Origin of the sequence: Streptomyces sp. cf386, assembly GCF_900103585.1 — a bacterium.
GTDB lineage: Bacteria > Actinomycetota > Actinomycetes > Streptomycetales > Streptomycetaceae > Streptomyces.
Map to the genome: position 1 here is coordinate 168,690 of NZ_FNHV01000005.1, position 14,952 is coordinate 183,641.

At 72.4% G+C, this 14,952-nt stretch carries 15 protein-coding genes; 5 read left to right on the forward strand and 10 right to left on the reverse strand.

Annotation, left to right across the window (positions count from 1 at the left end):
- Positions 1–50: 50 nt before the first annotated feature.
- From BLU79_RS14665 to BLU79_RS14675, 3 genes are all read right to left on the reverse strand, one after another.
- Positions 51–893 carry an oxygenase MpaB family protein gene (locus tag BLU79_RS14665; RefSeq protein WP_093906190.1) on the reverse strand — a complete coding sequence of 281 codons (843 nt, stop codon included), beginning with the start codon at positions 891–893 and terminating at the stop codon, positions 51–53.
- Positions 894–902: 9 nt separating this feature from the next.
- Positions 903–2,081 carry an acyl-CoA dehydrogenase family protein gene (locus tag BLU79_RS14670; protein WP_093906191.1) on the reverse strand — a complete coding sequence of 393 codons (1,179 nt, stop codon included), beginning with the start codon at positions 2,079–2,081 and terminating at the stop codon, positions 903–905.
- Positions 2,082–2,191: 110 nt separating this feature from the next.
- Positions 2,192–2,566, reverse strand: coding sequence for a four-helix bundle copper-binding protein (locus tag BLU79_RS14675; RefSeq protein ID WP_093906192.1), 375 nt, complete (start codon positions 2,564–2,566; stop codon positions 2,192–2,194).
- Positions 2,567–2,642: 76 nt separating this feature from the next.
- Between BLU79_RS14675 and BLU79_RS14680 the strand changes: the two genes are divergently transcribed.
- Complete coding sequence (locus BLU79_RS14680; protein WP_256333300.1) at positions 2,643–2,978, forward strand: DUF6479 family protein; 336 nt, start codon at positions 2,643–2,645, stop codon at positions 2,976–2,978.
- A gap of 27 nt (positions 2,979–3,005) precedes the next feature.
- Here BLU79_RS14680 and BLU79_RS14685 read toward each other — a convergent pair whose 3' ends face one another.
- Positions 3,006–3,377, reverse strand: coding sequence for a hypothetical protein (locus BLU79_RS14685; protein ID WP_093906193.1), 372 nt, complete (start codon positions 3,375–3,377; stop codon positions 3,006–3,008).
- A gap of 111 nt (positions 3,378–3,488) precedes the next feature.
- Here BLU79_RS14685 and ppk2 point away from each other — a divergent pair, with 111 nt between their 5' ends.
- On the forward strand, positions 3,489–4,292 hold the full coding sequence (gene ppk2, locus BLU79_RS14690; RefSeq protein ID WP_093906194.1) for a polyphosphate kinase 2: 804 nt from the start codon (positions 3,489–3,491) through the stop codon (positions 4,290–4,292).
- Positions 4,293–4,319: 27 nt separating this feature from the next.
- Here the strand turns inward: ppk2 and BLU79_RS14695 are convergent, their stop codons facing one another.
- The 4 genes from BLU79_RS14695 to BLU79_RS14715 all read right to left on the reverse strand — a co-directional run bounded on the left by BLU79_RS14695 (position 4,320) and on the right by BLU79_RS14715 (position 9,880).
- Positions 4,320–5,201, reverse strand: coding sequence for a universal stress protein (locus tag BLU79_RS14695; RefSeq protein WP_093906195.1), 882 nt, complete (start codon positions 5,199–5,201; stop codon positions 4,320–4,322).
- Between the two features lie 144 nt (positions 5,202–5,345).
- A complete protein-coding gene (locus tag BLU79_RS14700) occupies positions 5,346–7,784 on the reverse strand; it encodes a glycoside hydrolase family 65 protein (RefSeq protein WP_093906196.1) in 2,439 nt (812 codons plus the stop codon).
- Positions 7,781–8,587 carry an HAD family hydrolase gene (locus BLU79_RS14705; RefSeq protein WP_256333301.1) on the reverse strand — a complete coding sequence of 269 codons (807 nt, stop codon included), beginning with the start codon at positions 8,585–8,587 and terminating at the stop codon, positions 7,781–7,783. Before BLU79_RS14705 ends, BLU79_RS14700 begins: the two co-directional genes overlap by 4 nt.
- 438 nt (positions 8,588–9,025) lie before the next feature.
- Positions 9,026–9,880 (reverse strand): LysR family transcriptional regulator, encoded by an 855-nt coding sequence (locus tag BLU79_RS14715; protein ID WP_093906198.1) that lies wholly within the window; start codon positions 9,878–9,880, stop codon positions 9,026–9,028.
- Positions 9,881–9,963: 83 nt separating this feature from the next.
- On the opposite strand from BLU79_RS14715, the gene BLU79_RS14720 reads away from it, so the two are divergent.
- Positions 9,964–10,869, forward strand: a complete 906-nt coding sequence (locus BLU79_RS14720) for an EamA family transporter (protein ID WP_093906199.1) — start codon at positions 9,964–9,966, stop codon at positions 10,867–10,869.
- A gap of 46 nt (positions 10,870–10,915) precedes the next feature.
- Here the strand turns inward: BLU79_RS14720 and BLU79_RS14725 are convergent, their stop codons facing one another.
- Together BLU79_RS14725 and BLU79_RS14730 are read right to left on the reverse strand one after the other, a co-directional pair.
- The gene (locus BLU79_RS14725) at positions 10,916–12,184 is read right to left on the reverse strand and encodes a DUF418 domain-containing protein (protein WP_093906200.1); all 1,269 of its coding nucleotides are present in this window, start codon (positions 12,182–12,184) and stop codon (positions 10,916–10,918) included.
- 98 nt (positions 12,185–12,282) lie between these two features.
- Entirely contained in the window at positions 12,283–12,813 is a 531-nt protein-coding gene (locus BLU79_RS14730) for a hypothetical protein (protein ID WP_093906201.1), read from the reverse strand.
- 261 nt (positions 12,814–13,074) lie between these two features.
- Here BLU79_RS14730 and BLU79_RS14735 point away from each other — a divergent pair, with 261 nt between their 5' ends.
- Positions 13,075–13,746: a response regulator gene (locus tag BLU79_RS14735; protein ID WP_093906202.1), complete on the forward strand. Its 672-nt coding sequence runs from the start codon at positions 13,075–13,077 to the stop codon at positions 13,744–13,746.
- On the forward strand, positions 13,743–14,867 hold the full coding sequence (locus BLU79_RS14740; protein WP_093906472.1) for a sensor histidine kinase: 1,125 nt from the start codon (positions 13,743–13,745) through the stop codon (positions 14,865–14,867). Before BLU79_RS14735 ends, BLU79_RS14740 begins: the two co-directional genes overlap by 4 nt.
- The last annotated feature ends 85 nt before the right edge of the window (positions 14,868–14,952 follow it).

Sequence of the window (14,952 nt, forward strand, 5' to 3'; positions counted from 1 at the left end):
CCCCCGTCACGGTCGAGCCCGCCCTCCCCCGGCTCGTCCAGTATGGCGAGCTATCGCCCGAGTTTGTACGGTGCCGGGCGCGAGCCCGGGCCGAGCCGTGCCATGGCACGCAGGATGTGTTTGGGCGGGAGTTGCCAGCGCAGACGTGCGGGAACGCAGCGCAGCAGGGTGCCCGTGGCACGCAACTGACGGGTGACGGTGGCGGGTTTCGGGGCCGGTCTGCCGTACAGCTCATGGGCGTACGGCGGCAGAGCGGCGTACGCCAGGTGCGCCACGCGCCGCCACAACACCTCGCGCGCCGGGACGAGAAGGGGATGCGTCGGCGGACGGAGGAGGAAGTCGTCCACCGCGCGTGCCTCGGGTCCGCATACGAGCTCGGGCCGCACCTTCTCGAAGTACGCCTCCATCTCCTCCCGGTTCGCCGGTACGACGTCGGGGTCGAGGCCCACCAGGCGGGCGCTTACCCGGTGTTCGCCGATGTAGCGGTCGGCCTCGGCGTCGGTGAGACGGAACCCGGAGCGGCGGGCGACCCGCAGATAGGAGTCGATCTCGGCGCAGTGCACCCACAGCAGCAGTTCGGGTTCGTCGACGCCGTACCGCTCTCCCGTGTCGGGGTCGGTGGCGCCGAGCATGCTGTGGATCTTCCGCACCCGGGCGCCCGCCTTCTCGGCGGCCTCCGTGGTGCCGTAGGTGAGGGTGCCGACGAAGTTCGCGGTACGCAGCAGCCGGCCCCAGGCGTCCTTGCGGAAGTCGGAGTTCTGCATGACGCCGCGTACGGCGCGGGGGTGCAGGGCCTGGAGGTAGAGCGCGCGGACTCCGGCGACCCACATCATGGGGTCGCCGTGCATCTGCCAGGTGACCGAGTTCGGGGTGAACAGCCCGGGATCTCCCATGCCCGCAGGCTAACGCCGTACCCTCGGCATCCCCAGACCGATCCACGAGATGATCTCCCGCTGGATCTCGTTGTTGCCGCCGCCGAAGGTGAAGATCACGGCCGAGCGGTAGCCGCGCTCCAGCTCACCCTGCAGCACCGCCCCCGCCGAGCCCTCCTTCAGCGCTCCCGGCGCGGCGACGATCTCCATCAGCCAGGCGTAGGCGTCCCGGCGCGCCTCGGAGCCGTAGACCTTGACGGCGGAGGCGTCCTGTGGGGTGAGCGTGCCCTCCTGGACGGCGCTGACCATCTGCCAGTTGAGGAGCTTGAGGGCGTCCAGCTTGGTGTGGGTCTGGGCGAGGCGGCGGCGCACCCAGGGGAGGTCGATGACCCGGCGGCCGTCGGCGAGCTTGGTCTCCATGGCCCAGCGCTGGACGTCGTGCAGGGCGCGGATGGCCATGGTGCCGTGGGCGGCGAGGGTGACGCGCTCGTGGTTGAGCTGGTTGGTGATCAGGCGCCAGCCCTGGTTCTCGGCGCCGACGCGGCGGGAGACGGGGACGCGGATGTTCTCGTAGTAGCTGGCCGTGGTGTCGTGCGAGGCGAGGGTGTTGATGAGGGTGCAGGAGTAGCCGGGGTCGGTGGTCGGGACGAGCAGCATCGTGATGCCCTTGTGCGGCGGTGCGTCCGGGTCGGTGCGGACGGCCAGCCAAACCCAGTCGGCAGTGTCGCCGTTGGTCGTCCAGATCTTCTGGCCGTTGACGACATACTCGTCGCCGTCGCGCGCGGCCCGCGTCTTCAGCGAGGCCAGGTCCGTGCCCGCGTCGGGCTCGCTGTAGCCGATCGCGAAGTCGATCTCGCCGGAGAGGATCTTCGGCAGGAAGTACGCCTTCTGCTCGTCCGTGCCGAACTGCATGATCGTCGGGCCGACGGTGTTGAGCGCCATCAGGGGCAGCGGTACGCCCGCCTGGGCCGCCTCGTCGAAGAAGATGAACTGTTCGATCGTGGTCAGTCCGCGTCCGCCGTACTCCGTGGGCCAGCCCACGCCGAGCCAGCCGTCCGCGCCGAGCCGTCGGATGGTCTTGCGGTAGTGGCGCTTCTGGGCGGCCGGGTCGGTGAAGCGGGGATGCGCGAGGTCCGGGGCCAACTTGGCGAAGTAGTCACGCAGTTCGCTGCGCAGCCGCTGCTGCTCGGGTGTGTATTCGAGATGCACGGCGCCTCCAGGCTCCCAGGACCGGTCCTGACGGCGCACACCGTAGAACGTGTTCCAGAAATTGGGAATGGCGAGGAGCCGGGGGATCCGATGGACTCGGTCGAGCGGGCTCAGTCGAGCGTGGCCATGAACTCCGTGCAGGCCCGTGCGCAGTCCCGGCACGCCTGCGCGGCGTCCTCGGCGTCCGGGTGCCGGTCGAAGGCGTGGGCGCACTCCAGGTTCACCGTCCGGGTCCACTCCAGCTGGGCGCGCAGGGCGGTCTCGTCCAGTTGGTTCTGCTCGGCCAGCACCCGGCAGGTCGCGTCACACACCTCGGCGCACATGATGCCCTTGCGGCGCAGGAGTTCCTGCTCCTCGGTCCCGTCCGGATCCACCAGGCTCGCACGCAGGGCACAGGCCCGGGCGCACTCGGTGCAGGCCTGCGCGCACGCGAAACGGTCCTCCAGGAACTGGACGAGCTGCTGCTGGGTCGTTGTCTGTGTCACGCCGGTCGGGTAGCCGGTCCGGGGCGCGCCAAACCCGGGGCGGGTTCACGTGGGAGGCCAGGGGTACTCGCGGCCCATGACCAAGGCATCCATGACATCCATCGCCTCGACGGACCTCGGCTCGGGAGGTGCGTTCGGCATCGGGCTGCTCGTCGCCGGTCTGGCCGTCGTGGCGCTGCTCATCGGCGCGTTCGTGCTGGGCGCCCGGATCCGGCGCCGGGAACCGCCTCCGCCCCGCCCCGAGGAACAGCCCCGGCTGCCCGACGACGGCCCGGTCCACAAGGTCCGGGAGCACCGGGAGCCGGCCGAGGTGCCCAGGAGCGACCGTCGGCTGACCCCGCATGAGATGCCCGCCCACGGCAACAGCCCGACTCGTCCCGGCCGGTCGCAGGAACGGCGTCGCTGGGGCTAGGGCGGCAGCGGGTCGTTCGTCCGTCTGTCAGTGCCGGCCGTCGTCGGCGAACCTCCGCGCGAGGTCTCGGTAATGCTCCGCCATCTGCCCCGCCTGGGCGCCGGTGACGACAGCTCCCGGCATGGCCCCGAGCCGTTCGATCTCCTCCGCGAAGCGCAGGTGCCGGCCGTGGGCGTGCTCGCGGCAGGCCAGGCAGGTGACGCTCTCGGGCCGCGGTGAGGTCATGGCGTACGGCACCCGCAGCCCACAGCCGGTGGCGACCGTCTCCGGCAGGTCTCCGACCAGGCCGAACGTGGCAGCCAGGAGGTCACGCGCGTGTGCGTCGGAGCGGGGCAGCTTCTTCTCGACGTGGATGTGCGGACTGGCGGCGTCGTCCTTCGGCCCTGTGGGCGAGTCCATCGGTTCCTGCCTGACAGCTTCGGTGGGTCCGGGTCGGTCCACTCGCAGGGTACGTTCGCCCGGGCCGGCGGCCGGAGTGCGCGGCCCGTCATCGGTCAGTACGGTGCTTCCATGGCCGGCGACAAGGCGGAGAAGCTGCCGCGCAAGACGTACGAGAAGGAACTGCTGCGCCTGCAGACGGAGTTGGTGAAACTCCAGGAGTGGGTGCGTGCGGAGGGCGCCCGCCTGGTCATCGTGTTCGAGGGGCGGGACGCGGCGGGCAAGGGCGGCACCATCAAGCGGGTCACGGAGCACCTCAACCCGCGGGTGGCACGGATCGCGGCCCTGCCCAAGCCGACCGAGCGCGAGCGCAGCCAGTGGTACTTCCAGCGGTACATCGGGCATCTTCCGGCGGCCGGGGAGATCGTGCTCTTCGACCGCAGCTGGTACAACCGGGCCGGTGTCGAGCGCGTCATGGGCTTCTGCACCAAGCAGGAGTACCAGCTCTTCCTGCGCCAGTGCCCCCTCTTCGAGCGGATGCTGGTGGAGGCCGGGATCCTGCTGCGCAAGTACTGGTTCTCGGTGAGCGACGAGGAGCAGCAGGAACGTTTCCGGCGCCGCCTCGAGGACCCGGTGCGGCGCTGGAAGCTGTCCCCGATGGACCTGGACTCGATCACCCGCTGGGAGGATTACTCCCGTGCCAAGGACGAGATGATGGTGCACACCGACATCAGCGAGGCGCCCTGGTACGTCGTCGAGAGCGACGACAAACGCCGGGCCCGGCTGAACATGATCGCCCATCTGCTGAGCTCCGTGCCGTACCAGGACGTGCCCCCACCGGTCCTCGACCTGCCCGAGCGGCCGGAGTCGACCGGCTACCGGCGACCGCCGCGCGATCTGCAGAACTACGTCCCGGACCACGCGGCGGATCTCTGAGCCGGGCCCGCGGACGGGGCGCCGACCTCACTCCTGCCCTGACCGGACCACGGCGACCGGGCAGTGCGCGTGGTGCAGCAGGGCCTGGCTGACCGAGCCCAGGAGCAGCCCGGCGAACCCGCCCCGGCCGCGCGCCCCGGCCACCACGAGCCCGGCGTCGGCGCTGGCCTCGATGAGGGTGTGGCGGATCCGGCCGCGCACCAGCCTGCGGTCCACGGCGACGTCGGGGTACCGCTCGCGCAGCCCGCCCAGCGCCTCGGCCAGCACCCGTTCCTCCTCGTCGCGCAGCCGGCCCTCGTCGTACGTCACGAAGGGCGGGTCGGACGGTTGGTCGTAGGCCCGGTCGCTCCGGGCGCTCCAGGCGTGCAGCGCCACCAGGTCCGTTCCGTACGCGGCCGCATGGGCGAAGGCGAACTCGACGGCGCCCCGGGCCGCGGGCGAGCCGTCGACGGCGAGCAGGACCGGCCCGGCCGGGTCCGGCCTGCCGCGCACCACCAGCACCGGGCAGGCGCCGTGAGCGGCCAGCTGACCTGCGGTGGAGCCGAGCAGCAGCACGCCGAACCGGCTCAGGCCCCGGCTGCCGACCACGGCCAGGGACGCCGTGCGCGACTCGATCTCCAGCACCGTGACCGGCTCACCGACGACGATCTCGCGCGTGATCACGATGTGCGGCGCCGTCTCATGAGCGCGCCGCTCGGCCTTGGTGAGGGTGCCGTCGATCAGCTCGCGCACCCCGCCGCCGCTCGGTTCCCAGATCCGCCCGCCGGGCGGTATGTGCGCGGCCGGCCAGCCGAAGGCGTGCACCAGCCGGAGCCCCACGCCCCGCAGCCCGGCCTCACGCGCCGCGAGTTCCACGGCGGCCATGCTCGACGGTGAACCGTCCACTCCTACGACGACCGGGCCGCTCATCGCGCTCCCCCTTCCGTGCGGGATCCGCGGGCGCCGTACGACTCCTGCGCGCCGGGGTGGCGGCTCTCCGCGCCCGACCCGGCCGGGCCGTCGGCTCTTGTCTTCCAGCCTCCCCCTGCCGGGCGTCTCCCGCACCGGGCCGGGTCAGTCGGGAAGGACCAGCCGCCCCGTCTCCCCGGGCTGCAGGGTCACCTCGCGACCGGGCAGCCGTACGTCGATCGGTGAGACGTCGTGGGACGGGACCGCGATCTCCAGCAGTCCGCGTTCCAGACGCAGCCGTACGCCCCAGTTGCCCTGATAGCGCAGGGCGAACCCGTAGGAGGACAGCTCGGGCAGCGGCACGGGGTCGAGCCACAGGGCGCCGCCCCGGGTCTCCAGGCCGGTCAGCCCGCGCTGGACGAGGTCGAGGGTGCCGGCCATGGCGCCCAGGTGGATGCCTTCGCCGGTGGTGCCGCCCTGGACGTCGGCGATGTCGCCCTGCAGTGCCTCCTGGCAGAACTTCCACGCCTCGCCGCGCCGGCACCGGGCCAGGACCCAGCCGTGGACCAGGCCGCTGAGGGTGGAGCCGTGGCTGGTGCGGTGCATGTAGTAGTCGACGGTGCGCCGCCACATCTCCTCGTCCAGCCGGACACCCAACCGGCCGAAAAGGCCCCCCAGTTCGGCCGGTGAGAAGAGGTAGCCGAGCATGAGGACGTCGGCCTGTTTGGAGGCCTGGTAGCGGTTGACGGTGTCGCCCTCCGCCTCAAGGATCCGGTCCAGCCGCCGAATGTCGCCGTACCGCTCCCGGTACCCCTCCCAAGCAAGCTCGGCGAGCTCGCCGTAGCCCGCGAACTGGCTGATGACGCCGCCGTGGAACGGCACATGGAGCGTCCGCGAGACGTCCTCCCACCGTTCGAGTTCGCCCCCGTCCAGGCCGGTGCGCTCCACGAGCTCGCGCCGGCGGGGCTCCGGAAGGACGCCCAGCAGCTCCAGCGTGCGGGCGAGCACCCAGGCGGCCGTGACATTCGTGTACGCGTTGTCGTCGAGGCCAGGCGCGTCGGCACCGGGGTAGGACTCGTGGTACTCGTCGGGGCCGACGACGCCCTTGATGCGGTGGCGGCCCAGGCTCTCGTCGTAGACCGCCTTGTCCGCCCAGAAGCGGGCGATCTGCAACAGCATCTCGGCGCCCTTGGTGTGCAGGAACTCCATGTCGCCGCTCGCCTCGCAGTACTGCCACACGTTGTACGCGATCGCCGAACCGACATGATGCTGGAGACGGGAGTGGTCGGGCAGCCAGCGTCCCGAGCGCGGGTTGAGATGCAGCTGCTGGGTCTCCTCACGCCCGTCGCTGCCGCTCTGCCACGGGTACAGGGCACCCCGGCGGCCCGCTGCAACGGCAGCAGTACAGGCCTGTTCGAGGCGGCGGTGGCGGTAGCGGAGCAGGGCGCGGGAGACCTCCGGGAAGTGCAGGTTGAGGAAGGGCAGCACGAACAGCTCGTCCCAGAAGACATGGCCGCGGTAGGCCTCGCCGTGCAGTCCCCGGGCGGGCACGCCGACGTCGAGGTCGGCGGTGTGCGGGGAGAGGGTCTGCAGGACGTGGAAGAGGTGCAGCCGCAGGATGCGGCCCGACTCCCCGGGGGCGTCCAGTTCGGCGCGACGCCAGAGCTGACCCCAGGCTGTGCGGTGCGTGTCGGCCAGCGCCTCGAAGCCGGGGGCCCGGCCCACCCGGTCGACGGCGGCGTGCAGCGGGTCGCTGATCGCCGGGTCGCGGGAGGTGTGCAGGGCCACTGTCTTGTCGACGGTGACGGTGTGGCCGGGCACCATGTGGAGCGTCAACCTCTGGATGGCGTACGGCCGTTCATGGCGGATCGTGAGGGGCGTCTCGGCGCCGGCCTGAGCGGTCAGTCGGGCCGCGATGCCGATCCGGGTGTCGGAGGTGCGGGTACGGCAGCGCAGCCAGACCGTGTCCGGGGTGGCGGTGCCGGTGTGGATATGGGTGAGATGGCGGCCGTCGAGGTCCCGGTAGCGCGCCACGCCGGAGTTGGTGACCGAGCCGTCCAGGGCCGCCTCCACCTCCAGCGGGCCGGAGAACCCCTCGGCCGTGAACTCGGTGCGCAGGGCGGCGAGATGAGGGTCGCCCATGTGCACCAGCCGCTGCTGACGCACCGTCAACACCTGCTCGCCGCCGAGGTCGTACCGAGTCCGGCGCTCCAGCAGGCCCTCGGACAGATGCAACAGCTGCCGGTGGTCGAGCACGGGCGTGGAGTCGGGGGCGATCCAGTGGCCGCCGGGGAGACGGAAGCGCAGGGGCAGCCAGTTGGGGACGTTGACCATGTCCTCGTTCTGCACCTGGCGGCCCGCGACCTTGGAAGTGAGGCGGTTGTAGATGCCGGCCACATAGGTCCCCGGGTAGTGGACGTCGTCGGCGGCGCACTCGGGCAGCGCGCCCCGTGTGGCGAAGTAGCCGTTGCCCAGCGTGCACAGCGACTCCCGGAGCCGTTCGTCGGCGGGCTCGTAGCCCTCGTACTCCCAGCTCCAGCCGGTCGCTTCGTGCTCCGAGCTCCAGCCCGTCCCTTCGGCCTCCGGGCTCCGGTCGTCCGTCACTTCGGCGCTCCTCCCGCGCAGAGTTCTCCGAGGTCGTGTACGACGATGTCGGCGCCGTGCAGCAGCAGCCGGGCCCCGGTGTCCGCGCCGGCGGCCCGGTCCACGCCGACCACCAGGGCGAAGCCGCCGCGCCGGCCCGCCTCGACACCGGCCAGGGCGTCCTCGACGACGGCGGCCCGGTCGGCGGGGACACCGAGCCGGCGGACCGCCTCCAGAAACAGGTCGGGCTCCGGTTTGCCCGGCAGGCCCAGCCGGGCGGCCTCGCCGCCGTCCACCAAGGCGTCGAACAGGTCGAGCACCCCGGCCCGGCTCAGCAGCTCACCGGCGTGCCGGGAGGCGGAGGCGGCGGCCCGGGGCACTCCCGCGGCGCGCAGCGCCTGCACCAGCCGTACGGTCCCCGGGTAGGCGTCGACGCCTACCCGGGGACCGTACGGGTAGGCGTCGACGCCCTGCTCGCGCAGCCGCTGCGTGAAGAGGCGCTCCTTGTCCGCGGCGACGGCCCGTACCGTCTCCGCCGACGTCTCGATGCCGCGTGCGGCGAGGAAGGCCTCGGCTCCGTCGAGGCGGGACTTGCCGTCGACGTGGCGCAGATAGTCGTCCCGCTCGTCGAAGGGGCGGCGCAGGGCGGGGTCCTCGGGCGGGTGGGCGCGCAGGAAGGCGTCGAAGGCCTCCTTCCAGGCGGCGGCGTGCACCCTGGCCGAGTCGGTGATCACCCCGTCGGTGTCGAAGACGACGGCGCGCACGTCGCGCAAGGCGGGGGCGAGCGCGTCGCGGGACCTGTCAGGGATGCGGGGCCGCTGCACCGGTCATCCCCGCCGTGGCGGGACGGCGACCGGGCAGGGTGCGGCGCGGCAGCTCGCGGGTACGGCAATCAGGGGATGCCCGCTCGCGACGGCGTCTCGGAACGCGAACCGCACGGCCTCCTCACCTCCGCTCGACGTCTGTCCCGCGCCCGGCGGGATCCGCTCATGGGTACCCGCCAGGCCCGTCTTGTCACCTCCGGGCGCCACCTGCCGCCGTAACGGAGGCGAACGGCCCTGGCGCATCCGCCGCACCCGTGGTGTGCTGGAGGTGACGGGAAGGACCCAGCAAGACGCGGAGAAACGGCTGGCGGCCGTGCACCGCGCAATCAGGATCCGCGAGAAGTGGATGGGGCCCTTCCCGCCCCATGCTGTGGCCCGCCGCCACACTCCTCCTGACACATCACCGCCCGCCTGTGCGCTCTCCCCCTGCCGAGGGCGTCAGTCGCCCCGGTAGAGCGCGGTGAGCAGTTCGATCGCCGCCTGCGCGGCGGGATGCGGGTCGTCGCGCCACCAGGCCAGCCGGACGGCGATGGGCTCGGCGTCCCGTAGCGGCCGGTAGACGATGCCGGGGCGCGGGTACTGGTTGGCGGTGGCTTCAGCGGTCACACCGACGCAGCGGCCGGTGGCGATCACCGTGAGCCAGTCGTCGACGTCGTGCGTCTCCTCGGTCGCCGGGCGCGCATCGGACGGCCACAGGTCGGGAGTCGTGGTCCCGGTGCGGCGGTCGACGAGGAGGGTACGGTCGCTGAGGTCGGCCAGCCGGACGGCGCGGCGCCGGGCCAGTGGGTCGTCGGCGGCCACGGCGCACAGCCGCCGTTCCAGCCCGACTATGGCGGAGTCGAACCGCCGGTCGTCCACCGGCCGGCGTACGACGGAGAGGTCGCAGGTGCCCTCCGCGAGCCCCGCGGTGGCCGAGTTGTGGCGCACGAGCTGAAGATCGGTCCCTGGCTGCGCGGCGGCCCAGCGGCGCTGGAAGGCCGGGGTGTGCCGGCCGAGCGCCGCCCAGGCGTAGCCCATCCGCAGCCGGGCGTGCCCGGAGGTGGCCTCGCGGACCAGGTCGTCCAGCTCGCCCAGCACGCGCCGGGCGTGCGCCAGGACCCGCAGACCGGTGCCGGTCGGGGTCACCTCGCGGGAGGTCCGCCGCAACAGCCGTACGCCCAGGGCGCGTTCGAGGGAGGCCAGCGAGCGGGAGACGGCCGCCTGGGAGACGCCGAGGGCGATGGCGGCGTCGGTGAAGGTGCCTTCGTCGACGATCGCGACGAGACAGCGCAACTGCCTCAGCTCCACGTTCATGACCGAAGCATCCATGACTCAAGCGTATAGCTGGGCTCGTCAACGCATTTTGCGCAAGGACGGCACGGCCCCACGATGGGCGCATGCGCACCCGCCCCGCATCAGCGCCTGCCCCCGCGACCTCGCTCGCGGTCCCGCTCGCGGCCCCCGAGCCGGCCGGTGGACGTCTCGCCGGTGTGGCCACCATGGTCGGCAGCGGTCTGTCCAACCAGACCGGCGCCGCGATCGGCTCCCTCGCCTTCCCCGTCCTCGGTCCCGTCGGCGTCGTCGCCGTCCGCCAGTACGTCGCCGCCCTGGTCCTGCTGGCCGTCGGCAGGCCGAGGCTGCGCGAGTTCACGTGGGGTCAGTGGTGGCCGGTCATGCTGCTGGCCGTGGTGCTCGGCACCATGAACCTCTCGCTGTACTCGGCGATCGACCGCGTCGGCCTGGGCCTGGCGGTGACCCTGGAGTTCCTCGGCCCGCTCGCCATCGCCCTGGCGACCTCCCGCCGACGGGTGGACGTCTGTTGCGCGGTGATCGCCGCGGCCGGCGTCGTCACCCTGATGCGCCCCCAGCCCTCGGCCGACTACCTCGGGATGGCCCTGGGCCTGCTGGCCGCCGGCTGCTGGGCGTCGTACATCCTGCTCAACCGCACCGTCGGTCGGCGCATCCCCGGAGCGCAGGGCGCGGCGGCCGCGTCCTGTCTGTCCGCCCTGATGTTCCTGCCGATCGGCGTGGTCGTCGCCCTCCGGCATCCGCCGACGGCCGGCGCCGTCGCCTGCGCGGTCGCCGCCGGTGTCCTCTCGTCGGCCGTTCCGTACCTCGCGGACCTGTTCACCCTGCGTCATGTCCCGGCCCGCGCCTTCGGACTGTTCATGAGCGTCAACCCGGTCCTCGCGGCCGTGGTCGGCCTGATCGGTCTGGGCCAGGGGCTGGGGGCACCGGAGTGGGCGGGCATCGGCGCCATCGTGGCCGCCAACGCGCTCAGCATTCTGACGTCGAGGGGCTGACTCGGAGGCGGGTGCGGCGGTCCCGAAGCGCTTGCCGCCGGTCCGCTCACCGGACCAGCTCCGCGACCTTGGTGGTCTTGCCGAGGAGCCACTCCAGCGGTCCCCGGCGGAAGAGACGGGACCACAGCACGGCGAACACGGTGACCGCGACGATGAAGCCGAGCAGGACGTGCAGGGGGGATCCGGGCAGTTCCTCGATGCCGAGGAAGTGGATGGCGACCACGTGGAGGACGTAGGCGGTGAGGGACATCGTGCCGACCGCGATCACCGGGCGGACCAGCCGGTGGAAGCGCGGGAAGGCGTCGACGGCTGCGATGCACGCGATCAGGACCGCCAGGGCCACACCGGTGTTGGCCACGACCGACAGGGTCGTCTCACTGTGCGGCGAGGCCACCAGGAGACCGTACGGGGTGTCACCGCTCGGGTAGCCCCAGGTGTCGGACCACCAGGCCGACGCGGCCGATCCGCCCTCGCCCCAACCGCCGTCGCCCAGCTTCGACAGGGCGCCCGGGACCAGGTGCAGGGCCAGCCATGAGCCGCCGTAGCCGAGCACGGCCAGCACGACACCGGTGAGCGCGAGACGGACGCGTACGGCGGTGGCGGCCAGGTCGAGACGGGCCACGGCCATGCCGGCGATGACGAAGGGGATCCAGGTCAGGGCCGGGTAGCTGCCGGTGAACAGCAGCGACACGATGCCGTCGCCGCCTTCGGGCCAGGTTCCTATGCCGCCGCCCACTGCGTCACCCGAGCCGCCGTAGTCGCCGCCCGAGTTCAGGGACTGCTGGATGACGTGGAGGACCTGCGGCAGGATCAGCGCGCCCGCCGCGGCGATGATCGCCAGTGCGCGGGCGCCGAGCCGGTACAGCGGGAGCACCAGCAGGAAGTACAGGCCGTAGAAGGCGAGGATCACCTCGACCGGGGTGCCGCTCATGGTGAGCGCGGTGCCCACGACCAGCAGGACGAGCGCCCGGACGACGACCTTGGCGACCGCCTGACGGCCCGCCCGGCCCTTCTTCGGGGCACGCCGCCCCGTGATCAGCATGATCGAGAAGCCGGCCAGGAAGGCGAAGAGCGCGGAGGCACGGCCGTGCGCGAGCTCCATCAGGTGCCCGGTGACGCCGCCCTCGGAGGGGTCGGGGCCGACATGGGCCGCGTACATGCCGTAGACCGCGAGGCCTCGGGCCAGGTCCACGCCGATCAGGCGTCCCACCTGGGAGCGTCCGGTCCGCGCGGTCCCGGCAGGGTCACTCGCCGGGGTTCCGGGACGGGCGGCGTCGGGCGCGACGAGTGCCGTGTCATGTGCGTTCTGGGTCATGTTTCCCAGGCTGGAGAGCGGCCTGAGCCCGGTGTATCCGGCGAGTGTCCGGTCCGTCCCCGCCGACCGGCGGGTGCGCCCCCGCCGGAAGGAGGCCGCTACTTGATGAGCGCGTTGGCCACCACGACGATCACCCCGAGCAGCGCGTCCGCACAGCCGATGGTCAGCGCGGAGCCCCAGGAGCGACCCGCCGCGCGAGTCGCCGTGAGGCCCCAGGCGAAGAGCAGCGCGATGTTGAAGCCGAAGGCCACGTACTCGATGCCCGCGGACTGCCACCAGCCCCAGCCGGCCCCGAGCAGCATCACCGCCGTGGGCAGGGCCGCCGCCAGGACCGGCCACTCGTCCAGCAGGACACGCAGGGCTCCCCGCACGCCCGGCCGGGAGCCGTCGCCGCGCCGGGCGATGATGTGCGCGTAGCCGTGCGCGAGCGCCGAGGCCGCCGCGGTGATCAGCAGCCACTTGGCGTCGTTCAGGCGCTCGGCGCGGTCGGTGTCGCCGTACTGCGTGAGCGCGGCGACCAGCGAGCTGGCCAGCACGGCCCCGTACACACCTCCGAACAGCACGTTCGGCTGGGCCGCGGCGCGGCGCAGGCCGCGGACGCAGTGGCGGAGGGATGGGTGAACAGGCATCCGTCCACGACAACCGATCGGCCGCGGGCACCGCCATCCGTCACGCCACCGGAACCACCCCACCAGCCGGTCCCCATGAACCCCCCGGTCGGCTGGACCCGTCCCCCCGAGTGGCGGGAGTGCACGGCCGAGCCGTCTCACACGGAGCGTGGCGCTCTACGGTCGGGTTTACCGTCGGAGCGGCGATGCCGACGATCAGCATCGGCCGAGTGCGCGGCCGGAGCCGTACGCACAGCACAACGACGACAAGGCGGGACACGCGTGATCCGGGTAGTGGTGGTGGACGACGAGGCCCTGGTGCGGTCCGGCTTCAAGCTCATCCTCGGCGCGGCCGACGACATCGAGGTCGTCGCCACCACGCAGGGCGCCGAGGCGATCGACACGGTGCGCCGGGAGCGGCCGGACGTCGTGCTGCTCGACATCCGGATGCCGGACGTCGACGGGCTGACCGTGCTGCGGCAGCTGCGTAACCTGCCGGAGCCGCCGGTGGTGGCGATGCTGACGACGTTCGACGCCGACGAGTACATCCTCACCGCGCTGCGCACCGGCGCGGCCGGGTTCCTGCTCAAGGACACGGAGCCGGAGCAACTCGGCCAGCTGGTCCGGACGTTGGCCGCGGGCGGGGTGGTCCTGTCACCGAAGGCCTCCCGCGCCGTCTGGAAGAACCACCCCGGCGCCGCCACAGCGGACGACGCCGAGGCCGGCCGGGTGGCGCTGCTGACCGAACGCGAGCGCGAGGTGCTCGTACTGATCGCGGAGGGGCTCTCCAACGCCGACATCGGTGCCCGTATCCACCTCAGCGCGGGCACGGTCAAGGACCATGTGAGTGCCATTCTCACCAAGCTGCGGGTCGGCAGCCGGGTCCGGGCGGCCCTGCTCGCCCAGCGTGCCGGGCTGCTCGACGAAGCGCCGTGCTCGGGGTCGGAGCGATGACCGCGCGCCGGCCGTGGTGGGCGCGTGTCCCGGCTCCGGTCGTCGACGCCCTGGTGGTGGCCGTCGCGGTCGCTGACGTCTGGTTCAGCCTGGGGGACGAGGGCGGCGTGGAGCTGGCGACGGCCGCGCTCGCCTGTGTCGCGCTCGCCGTCCGCCGGCGCTTCCCGCTCGCGGTGTTCCTGCTGACGCTCCCGGCCAGCCTGATGCTGGACATCGTGTTCGCGCCGTTCGCCGCGCTGTTCACCCTGGCCGAGCGGTCCCGCTCCCGACGGCTCCTCATCACCTGCGCCGTGCTCTTCGCCCTCGCCTCCGCGGCCCCGTGGCCGCTCGACGAACTCGCCTCGCACGACCGCACCTGGACCCTGGTCTACTTCTTCTACACGCTGGCCACCGCCGCGACACCTGTCCTGCTGGGCCAACTCCTCCAGGCTCGAGGTGACCTGGCGGGCCGGCTCGTCGAGATCGAGGAGGCCCGCGAACACGAACGGCTGCTGCACTCCCAGGCGGTCCTGGCCCGTGAGCGTGCCCAACTCGCCCGCGAGATGCACGACGTCGTCTCCCACCAGGTCAGCCTGATCGCCGTACAGGCCGGTGCCCTCCAAGTCGCCGCCCAGGACCCGGACATCAAGGAGGGCGTCCGCACCATCCGCTCCCTGAGCGTCGACACGCTCGACGAACTGCGCCACATGGTCACCCTGCTGCGCGCCTCCGGCGGCCACGCCACCGAGCTGACCCCGCAGCCCACGCTTGCCGACCTCCGAGGGCTCGTCGCGACCAGCGGCATCACCGCGGACCTCACCGGCGAACTCCCGCCGGACATCGGCCCACCCGCCCAGCGGGCGCTGTACCGCACGGTCCAGGAAGCCCTCACCAACGTCCGCAAGCACGCCCCGGGAGCCACCGCGACCGTACGGCTGTGGCGGGCCGACGACGGTGCCGCTCTCGGCGTGACCGTGACGAACACGCCGCCCACTCGCCCTTCGCTGCCTCTCCCCGGCTCGCAGCAGGGTCTGGTCGGTCTCAGGGAGCGGGCCGAACTCCTCGACGGCACCTTCGAGTCCGGGCCCACCGCCGACGGCGGCTACCGGGTACGGCTGCGGATCCCGGCCCGCGCCGACTGACGTCCGCACCTCACCTCTCCCGCCCTGGTGGGAGTTGCCGTCAGACCCAGGTATGAACTGTCGTCCCACAGTGAACGCACAGTGT

What these genes read in the sequence shown, in the direction of transcription:
- BLU79_RS14665 (WP_093906190.1), bottom strand. Translation starts at nt 893, where the DNA reads ATGGGAGATCCCGGGCTGTTCACCCCGAACTCGGTCACCTGGCAGATG.
- BLU79_RS14680 (WP_256333300.1), top strand. Translation starts at nt 2,643, where the DNA reads ATGACCAAGGCATCCATGACATCCATCGCCTCGACGGACCTCGGCTCG.
- BLU79_RS14685 (WP_093906193.1), bottom strand. Translation starts at nt 3,377, where the DNA reads ATGGACTCGCCCACAGGGCCGAAGGACGACGCCGCCAGTCCGCACATC.
- ppk2 (WP_093906194.1), top strand. Translation starts at nt 3,489, where the DNA reads ATGGCCGGCGACAAGGCGGAGAAGCTGCCGCGCAAGACGTACGAGAAG.
- BLU79_RS14695 (WP_093906195.1), bottom strand. Translation starts at nt 5,201, where the DNA reads ATGAGCGGCCCGGTCGTCGTAGGAGTGGACGGTTCACCGTCGAGCATG.
- BLU79_RS14715 (WP_093906198.1), bottom strand. Translation starts at nt 9,880, where the DNA reads ATGAACGTGGAGCTGAGGCAGTTGCGCTGTCTCGTCGCGATCGTCGAC.
- BLU79_RS14720 (WP_093906199.1), top strand. Translation starts at nt 9,964, where the DNA reads ATGCGCACCCGCCCCGCATCAGCGCCTGCCCCCGCGACCTCGCTCGCG.
- BLU79_RS14725 (WP_093906200.1), bottom strand. Translation starts at nt 12,184, where the DNA reads ATGACCCAGAACGCACATGACACGGCACTCGTCGCGCCCGACGCCGCC.
- BLU79_RS14730 (WP_093906201.1), bottom strand. Translation starts at nt 12,813, where the DNA reads ATGCCTGTTCACCCATCCCTCCGCCACTGCGTCCGCGGCCTGCGCCGC.
- BLU79_RS14740 (WP_093906472.1), top strand. Translation starts at nt 13,743, where the DNA reads ATGACCGCGCGCCGGCCGTGGTGGGCGCGTGTCCCGGCTCCGGTCGTC.